The 2910-nt window shown below is 60.7% G+C and carries 2 protein-coding genes and 1 pseudogene; all 3 read right to left on the bottom strand.

The window, feature by feature from the left end; translation table 11 throughout:
* Nucleotides 1–486, bottom strand: a pseudogene (locus tag ACRESD_RS24200) (peptide ABC transporter permease); the annotation flags it as partial.
* Nucleotides 486–2345, bottom strand: coding sequence for an extracellular solute-binding protein (locus ACRESD_RS24195; RefSeq protein ID WP_431753213.1), 1860 nt, complete (start codon nucleotides 2343–2345; stop codon nucleotides 486–488). The gene ACRESD_RS24195 and the pseudogene ACRESD_RS24200, both read right to left, overlap by 1 nt.
* A gap of 130 nt (nucleotides 2346–2475) precedes the next feature.
* Nucleotides 2476–2757, bottom strand: coding sequence for a peptidylprolyl isomerase (locus ACRESD_RS24190; RefSeq protein WP_431753212.1), 282 nt, complete (start codon nucleotides 2755–2757; stop codon nucleotides 2476–2478).
* Nucleotides 2758–2910: the final 153 nt, after the last annotated feature.

Raw genomic sequence — 2910 nt, 5'->3', positions numbered from 1 at the left:
CACGATGGCCGTGCTGCTCCATACGTCAAAGCTGCTGCCGTGGCGGACCGCCTTGCGAATGCCCAGGGGGATCGACACCAGGTAGGTGATCAAGGTGGCCCAAAGGCCCAACGAAATGGTCACCGGCATCTTTTCCAGGATCAGGTCGATCACGGTCTTGCCGCGAAAGAAGCTGTTACCGAAATCCAGCTTCGCGTAACTCGTGAGCATCAGCCACAGGCGTTCCGGTGCCGGCTTGTCGAAGCCGTATTGTTTCTCGATGTCCTTGATCAGTTTCGGGTCCAGGCCACGGCTGGCGCGGGAGCCCGTGCCAGCACCGTCACCGCCGGAGCCGCCGACGCCACCGCCGCCAATCCCTTGCAGGTGGGCAATGGCCTGTTCCACCGGGCCACCAGGGGCGGCCTGCACGATCACAAAATTCACCAGCAGAATGATCACCAGCGTCGGGATGATCAGGAGCAGGCGCCGCACGATATAAGCAAACATCAGCGCGCACCTCCGCGTTTTTTCAATTCGGCGTTCATCTGCTCATTGGTCAAGGGGGTTGGGCTGATTTCCCACCAGGTTTCCAGGGCTTCGTCGTTCTTGGCCTCGATGGCCGGGCGACCGAAGCGGTTCCACCACGCCGCCGAGGTGCCGGGCGGGTAGTAGTTGGGAATCCACAGGTAATTCCATTGCAACACGCGGTCCAGGGCGTGGGCGTAGGTAAGCATTTGCGCCTGGGTGTTGGCCTTGACCAGGCCCTTGATCAGGCTGTCGACTGCCGGGTCCTTGAGCACCATGTAGTTGTTGGCGCCGGGATCAAAGGCGGCGGTCGAGCCGAAATAGTTGTACAGCTCCATCCCCGGTGAGGTGGTGACCGGGAACCCGGCGACGATCATGTCGTAATCCCGTGCCATGACCCGGTTCACATATTGGGAGGGGTCGATACGTCGGATATTCAGGGTTATGCCGATCTGTGCCAGGTTGCGTTTGTATGGCAGCAATAGGCGTTCTATGCCGCTCTGGGCATTGAGGAAGGTGAACTCCAGTGGCTCGCCGGCGGCATTAACCAACTTGTCGCCCTCCGGTTTCCAGCCGGCTTGCTCCAGCAAGGCCAGGGCTTGCAACTGCTTGTCACGGATCATGCCGCTGCCATCGGTGACCGGTGCCTTGAACACCTGGGTGAATACCTCGTCGGGAACCTGGCCGCGCAACGGTTCAAGAACTGCCAGTTCGTCTTGTGTAGGCGGCTGGCTGGCGGCCAACGGGCTATTGGAGAAAAAGCTCTGCTGACGGATGTACATATTGCGCATCATCTGCCGGTTAGCCCATTCGAAGTCCCACAGCATCGCCAGGGCCTGGCGCACGCGGCGGTCCTTGAACATCGGTTTTTGCACGTTGAACACGTAGCCCTGGGCCGGTTGCGGCATCTCCCTGGCCAAGTGGGCACGTTGCAGGCGACCGTCGTCCAGTGCCGGGCCGTTATAGCCGATGGAATAGCCGGTGGCGGAGAACTCGCGGTTGAAGTCATAGGCGCCGCCGCGCAGCACCTGGCGCGCCACTTCGGTGTCGCCGAAGTATTCCAGGCTCAGGTGATCGAAGTTGTACAGGCCTCGGCTGACGGGAAGGTCCTTGCCCCACCAGTCGGGATCACGGGTAAAGGTGATGGTGCTGCCGGAATCGATCTTGCTGACGGTGTACGGGCCGCTGCCCAGCGGGGCTTCGTAACCACCACCGTTGGCGAAGTCGCGGGTCTTCCACCAATGTTCGGGGAACACCGGCAGGGTGGCGATATCCAGGGGCAGGGTGCGGTTTTCATTGCTGGAAAAGTCAAAGCGCACCTGGCGCTCACCTTCGACTTCGACGTGCTTGACGTCGGCGAACAGCGTTCGAAAGCGCAGGCTGCCCTGGGTCATCAGCAGATCGAAACTGTAGCGCACGTCTTCGGCGGTGATGGGCTTGCCATCGGCAAAGCGCGCCTTGGGGTTGAGGTAGAAGCGTAGGGACAATCCGTCCTCGGCGCGCTCCATCTTCTCTGCCACCAGGCCATACACCGTATAGGGCTCATCCAGGGAGCGCTGGGCCAGGGGGGCATAGAGCCAGCCGTCGACCTGGGACACGCCGATGCCTTTGTCGATATAGGGCAACACATGGTCGAAGCGCCCGATCTCGATGGCCGAGCGCCGCAGGCTGCCACCCTTGGGGGCCTGCGGGTTGGCGTAGTCGAAGTGGCTGAAGCCAGCGGGGTACTTGGCCGGTTCGCCGTATACCGTGAGGTAGGTCTGCGGGGCCGCGATCACGGCGGTGCTGGCCAGCAGAAGGGCCAGGGAGGTACTGAGCAGTCTGGAAAAAGCCAATCGCATTATCAGCCTTGAACACCGGGTGAAGAAGAATAGGGATTTGTACGCTAACGGTATCCGTGTCGCCAGTCATCACATGCACAACGGCCCACCAAGAGGCGGGCCGTTGTTTATCGCATCAGCGCGGACTGGATCAGTCCTGGCGGCTGGTAACTTCCAGCAGGTGGTAGCCGAACTGGGTCTTTACCGGGCCTTGCACGGTGTTGACCGGGGCGCTGAACACGACGGTGTCGAATTCCTTGACCATCTGGCCTGGACCGAACGAACCCAGGTTGCCGCCGTCGCGGCTGGATGGGCAGCTGGAGTTGGCTTTGGCGATTTCTGCGAAGTCAGCGCCGCCTTCGATTTGGGCTTTCAGTTCGTTGCACTTGGCTTCAGTGGAAACCAGGATGTGACGGGCGGTGGCTTTGGCCATGGGAGTAACTCCTTGAATGAAAAGGGTGAGCCTACCGGATTCAGGCGATTATTTGTTGGCAAAGTTCCGGTGGATTGCCTGAGCGGCTATAGGTCTCTGCACAATTTTGGAGGCTGGCATGGGGCAAGCCCTTTGTAGTGAGCGGGCTTGCCC

The sequence above is a fragment of the Pseudomonas sp. genome (assembly GCF_050739995.1).
In the GTDB taxonomy this organism is placed as follows: domain Bacteria; phylum Pseudomonadota; class Gammaproteobacteria; order Pseudomonadales; family Pseudomonadaceae; genus Aquipseudomonas.
This window is presented reverse-complemented; position numbering and strand designations above follow the sequence as displayed.